Annotated in this window: 7 protein-coding genes; 2 read left to right on the forward strand and 5 right to left on the reverse strand. The window is 52.8% G+C overall.

Features of this window, described 5'->3' with window-relative positions; all coding sequences use genetic code 11:
* Positions 1-124: 124 nt before the first annotated feature.
* The 5 genes from GPA21_RS19315 to GPA21_RS19335 form a co-directional block, all read right to left on the reverse strand.
* Positions 125-766, reverse strand: coding sequence for a hypothetical protein (locus GPA21_RS19315; protein ID WP_168989706.1), 642 nt, complete (start codon positions 764-766; stop codon positions 125-127).
* A gap of 93 nt (positions 767-859) precedes the next feature.
* Positions 860-1,453, reverse strand: a complete 594-nt coding sequence (locus tag GPA21_RS19320; protein ID WP_168989707.1) for a HEPN domain-containing protein — start codon at positions 1,451-1,453, stop codon at positions 860-862.
* Entirely contained in the window at positions 1,443-2,492 is a 1,050-nt protein-coding gene (locus GPA21_RS19325) for a DUF262 domain-containing protein (protein ID WP_168989708.1), read from the reverse strand. Before GPA21_RS19325 ends, GPA21_RS19320 begins: the two co-directional genes overlap by 11 nt.
* Positions 2,493-2,930: 438 nt before the next feature.
* The gene (locus GPA21_RS19330; RefSeq protein WP_168989709.1) at positions 2,931-3,473 is read right to left on the reverse strand and encodes a MerR family transcriptional regulator; all 543 of its coding nucleotides are present in this window, start codon (positions 3,471-3,473) and stop codon (positions 2,931-2,933) included.
* Between the two features lie 60 nt (positions 3,474-3,533).
* Positions 3,534-3,728: a MerR family transcriptional regulator gene (locus GPA21_RS19335; RefSeq protein WP_168989710.1), complete on the reverse strand. Its 195-nt coding sequence runs from the start codon at positions 3,726-3,728 to the stop codon at positions 3,534-3,536.
* A 378-nt stretch (positions 3,729-4,106) separates the two neighbouring features.
* Here GPA21_RS19335 and GPA21_RS19340 point away from each other — a divergent pair, with 378 nt between their 5' ends.
* Complete coding sequence (locus tag GPA21_RS19340; RefSeq protein WP_168989711.1) at positions 4,107-4,301, forward strand: type II toxin-antitoxin system VapB family antitoxin; 195 nt, start codon at positions 4,107-4,109, stop codon at positions 4,299-4,301.
* Positions 4,298-4,636 carry a PIN domain-containing protein gene (locus GPA21_RS19345; RefSeq protein WP_211163716.1) on the forward strand — a complete coding sequence of 113 codons (339 nt, stop codon included), beginning with the start codon at positions 4,298-4,300 and terminating at the stop codon, positions 4,634-4,636. The genes GPA21_RS19340 and GPA21_RS19345 overlap by 4 nt, the downstream gene beginning before the upstream one ends.
* Positions 4,637-4,648 lie beyond the last annotated feature (12 nt).

Here is a 4,648-nt window from a genome sequence, read left to right on the forward strand (position 1 = left end):
GGATTTGGGGCGGTAGGGGGAGCGGATCCGAGCGCTACGCAGAGTTCTTCGGTGAAAACGTTTTGAGTTGATGCCATGGGACATGGCTCCTCAATGTGGTGGTAGCTATCTGCGCCCGTAACGTTTAGCCGTCACCACCCACTTCCCAGAGGAAGATGTCGAAGACACGCTCGGTAAACCACGCTTGCTTAGATAGAGCAACGAGTTGGGTATCCGTGTAAGAAGTCTTCGGCATGAACAGCCGGCCACGCGAGAGGTTTTCAACTGCGACTTGTATGGAACTGGCGAGTGCCTCGTACTCGGACCGCCACGCTGTCGTGAAGGCAGCGTACCTGCCAGCTATAGCCATATGGTGAGCGTGCTTGGAAAGCGCTCTGACGGCACGTTTGTCATAGACGATGATCGGCGCGCGGCAAGAAAGCCAGAGGAGCTTCGTTGCCGCGGAGAGGTTGTATTGGCCAAACTTGAGCTCTAACGATTGCGCCAACGCCTCAACCTTCGCGATCGGGCTAGCAAGGCTCTTGTCTGACCGTGTCGTGATCAGTGCCGAGCGAATGTCAGATGAGACCGACTGATCTTTGTTCTCTGCGAGGCCCCTAAAGTTGCGGGCGACCTGAAAGTAGCGAAGGGCTTCGACAATGGAATCGCTCGGAGCCGCACCAGATATGGAAGCATGAAGAGCTTCTTCGCGCTGCTCCCACTGCCGAAGGAAGCGGGCGGCACAGTATTCGAGTGGATAGCCTGCAGTGCAATCGCATAGGCTCATGCGGGTATCGCCTGGAGTTCGTGACGGCTAACGCCTAGCTCTGTGGCGCATTCTTTGAGCACCGCGGATAATATGCCAGACAGCAGCGCCTTGTTATGTGATTCGATCTCTCGCGCTCAAAAACTGCTCAATTGCAAGCATGTATTCAAGGAAGACATCGACGTGTAGAAGTAAATCCGAAAATGAAATATCGCTCGCCTCGTCATTGTGATGAATTATGCTATTTCTCTTATTGACGATGGTTCCCACTAAATTCTTGTGCTCCACAAACTTTTCACAAGAGCTTAAGTCAATCCCAATTAACCGAAAGGCATTAATTGTTTTAAATGGATTTCCAGAGATAATGTCCGATAGCTCTTTCTTGCTGTAGCCATAAGACGCATCCACATATTCGAGCTCTTTCTCTTTTATATCCTTGGCAAGTTTTCCATACAAGAAGTTGTGAGGTATCTTGGCTTGCTTAAGCCGCTCACTCACTCTGCGCGAATGCTCGAACGCAATATCTTGAAGATATGCTTCAAGGTACGTGCAGATGTTTATCAAGTACGACTTAACAAAGAAGTTTACATTATCAGAGAAAATTACGTCTGGATCTTCACTAATAACCCTTGCCTCCGATTGTTCAATGATCTCTTTTAGGTCTTTAAGTAAGGTCTCATATTTTTGATATAAGGCGCTATACTCCATCGACGACGCCCTGCAGCAACAAATTCCATTCTGTACGACGTCTTATTATCGCCCCCTTATTCTGCAGGCCGCCGGACAACGTTCTTTGAAAGTTCTCGCTGGCACATAATGCAGCATATGCCTCTTTGATTGCATATTTTTTCGCGATCGCTATTTCTCTATCAAGCTCGCCTACAGTGGTCATCACAAGATCATAATGCACCAATCCCTTACGCCTTCTATCTGCTATCGGGTTTACAAAAACATCGTCATCAAATACTTCATTGCAGATAGATAGCGCCGTATTGAATCTATTTCGATGCTCCTCGATCTTTTCAGCTGACAAAGAGCTATTTGCCTCCATGTATCTATCTAAGAATTCTTTCAGGCTATTCTCAAAACTTTCGAGGTTTTTGTCATCAGAGAATGCGAAATAACGCAGCACTTGTTCCTCTGGTTCTAACCCATTCTTGGGGTCTGTGTTCTCAGCCAAACCAAATCTAGCTATGTCAGGGGTTGAAGCGAGTTCAGTAAGCAGAGCATCCAAGGTGCCAGGGTAAATCGCATGGCGAATTTCTTGATCTGTCAGCGCAACCGCCCCTTGGTTTAATCTAGAAAAAATCTCTCTAACTAGGCTTCTAGGGTTGTCCTTTCGTAAGACAATACATCTAATAGTTGTCGTCTCAAGTTCGGTTTGAAACGAACCCAGCTCAGAGAATTTTTTGCCTTCAAGGTCTTTAAAAACGGTTAGTCCCTCAAGAGCAAACTCATCATTAAAGAATCTGCTAATAGTGGTTAGGCGCTGCAGGCCATCTATGACCATGTGCCTGCCCGCTTCGTCTTCAGCAAAGTAACAAGACGGTAGCGGTATTCGCATTAAGCAAGACTCAATAAATCTTGACGATCTCTCCCAGCCATCTTTGTCCCACTTATATTTTCTTTGAAAATCTGGATCTAGCTTGAGTTTTGCCGGGACGGCGTTAATCCTGTTGACCAACGTTTCAAACGGGTAGTCGATAGGAAAGAGGCTTAACATTTTATCCTCGGGTGAATCGCTCATACATGCCTCGTTTAATATATGGATGTTCTTCCAAGTAAGTTTGTATCCTACAACGCCATCCGCGAGCCTCGATTGACAAGCTCGATCACACAAAAACTTTTTTCGGGCGACTGCATTGCTGCGTAAGATCACCCGTGCTCCGTTGCGTGGACCGGCTGATGCATAAGATAGCCTTATAGATAAGCAAGATGCCGCTAGATCGGGTCCCACTCTTTATGCCATCAGACAGACAAGCCCGGCAAGGAGGAAACGCTTGAGCATAGCGCAGACTGGTGAAGCTTGTCTCCCCATGCCAACAAGGTATGCGTGAGAACGGTCGTGAGCGGACGTGGCGACCGAAATCAGCCGTGCCGAAGATCGGGCCCTGACTTTGAGGAGGACGGATCAGCGTGAGGCCCTGTCCGATTGCGCGCTCCGCTGGTTCAAGCGAACCACGAATCAGCCATCACTCCCGCCAGTCATCCGCCGCGAGAACCCACGAATCAAGTCCACTTCCTCCGGCTCTATCCCCAGCGACTCCAGAAAATCCTGATGCGCATCCGGAGACATCTTCTCGAACTCCATGTGCCATTTGTCCATGCCTTCCTCGTCCAGCCCGGTGGAGGCGAGTATCGCGACCCACTGGGTCTTGGTCATGGAGCGGCTTTTTCGCAGCACCTGCGTGTCGCCGAGCAGTTGGGCGATGACGTGTTGCTGTTGGCGGAGGCGGGCGATCTCCTCGTTGACCTTTTGCAGGTGGCTTTCGAGCACGGCCGGCGCCGATGCGTCGTCAGCTTGCAGGAGCGTGGCGATGACGTCGAGCGAGAGCCCTGCGTCGCGATAGGTCATGATGCGTTCCATGCGCCGCAGGTCGGCTTCGGAGTACAGGCGGTAGCCTGACGGGCTGCGTGCGGACGGCGAGAGGAGGCCGATCTGGTCGTAGTAGAGAAGGGCGCTACGAGACAGCCCGACCCGTTTTCCGAGTTGCCCCACTGTGTACATGCCGATTACTCCACGCTGCGGGAAGCCCGGCCACGGGCGGGGTGGGCTTCCCTGGGTGCGTCAGTTGGTCTGCGAGTGCGACCGGACGGCCCGGATCTCGTCTTCGGAAAGACCGATCCAGTGCAGGAAGGATTGATGCTGAGCAGGATAGCGGCGTTCGAACTCGCTGTGCCACCTGTCCATCATCGCTTCATCCAGCCCGGTGGCTTCAAACAGCTCGACCCATTGCTCCCGCGTGATGTTGGATGCGCTCATGTGATGACTCCTGGTAGTTGATGGCTGACGACACCACGCCGTCAGCGACCGACTCTGGAGTATCAAGCGATAGACAGGTCAAGCGGCTTCCGAGTGAAGCGGGTTGATGGCGTGCTGGTGGTGCTGCGGCGGTTGGACTAAACCCATCCCCATCCTGTCCTTCCCCTTGAAAGGGAAGGGACCTTCTATCGGCGCTTGGCGGGCTTCGATCACCGAGCGGCTGTCATGCCGGTTGATGTGAGTGTCTCATCGAGTGAGCACCACTACACCAGGGTAGCCGGCCCGAGGCAGGGAGATCACAGGCCGGAACGCGGTGGGATGTTTGCCTGAGCGCACTAGACGCGCTATGGTGTATGAAGCACAACACGGATGCACATCATGCGCACGAACATCGAAATCGACGATCAGCTCATGAGCGATGCGCTCCGGCTGACGGGTTTGAAGACCAAGAAGGAGGCCGTGGAACTTGGCCTGCGCACGCTGTTGAGGCTGGGGCGTCAGGAGGAGATTCGACGCTTCAGGGGCAAGTTGCAGTGGGAAGGCGACCTGGACGCGATGAGGACCGACAGGTGATCGTTGTCGACTCCAGTGTGTGGGTCGACTTCTTCCGGGGCGTGACGACCCCGCAGACCGAGCGGCTGGATGACCTGTTGGGCAGCCAGCCGCTGGCGGTTGGTGATCTGATATTGGCCGAAGTGCTCCAGGGCTTCAGCCTCGAACGAGACTTCAACCAGGCGAGAAGGCTGTTCAGCGCTTTGGACGTCATTACCCTTGGCGGTGAGGAGATCGCCGTTGTCAAGGGCAAGCGAATTTTCCCCAGTGTGGTAATTCAAATTTCCCCACCCGGTTGGGTTTGCTCGTCAAATGAGCGGACGAGTCCGGATTTGAGCTTCTCCTTGAGGCGATAGGAGTTGCCGCGG

This window comes from Azoarcus taiwanensis (genome assembly GCF_012910885.1).
GTDB lineage: Bacteria > Pseudomonadota > Gammaproteobacteria > Burkholderiales > Rhodocyclaceae > Azoarcus_F > Azoarcus_F taiwanensis.

What these genes read in the sequence shown, in the direction of transcription:
- GPA21_RS19315 (WP_168989706.1), bottom strand. Translation starts at nt 766, where the DNA reads ATGAGCCTATGCGATTGCACTGCAGGCTATCCACTCGAATACTGTGCC.
- GPA21_RS19320 (WP_168989707.1), bottom strand. Translation starts at nt 1,453, where the DNA reads ATGGAGTATAGCGCCTTATATCAAAAATATGAGACCTTACTTAAAGAC.
- GPA21_RS19325 (WP_168989708.1), bottom strand. Translation starts at nt 2,492, where the DNA reads ATGAGCGATTCACCCGAGGATAAAATGTTAAGCCTCTTTCCTATCGAC.
- GPA21_RS19330 (WP_168989709.1), bottom strand. Translation starts at nt 3,473, where the DNA reads ATGTACACAGTGGGGCAACTCGGAAAACGGGTCGGGCTGTCTCGTAGC.
- GPA21_RS19335 (WP_168989710.1), bottom strand. Translation starts at nt 3,728, where the DNA reads ATGAGCGCATCCAACATCACGCGGGAGCAATGGGTCGAGCTGTTTGAA.
- GPA21_RS19340 (WP_168989711.1), top strand. Translation starts at nt 4,107, where the DNA reads ATGCGCACGAACATCGAAATCGACGATCAGCTCATGAGCGATGCGCTC.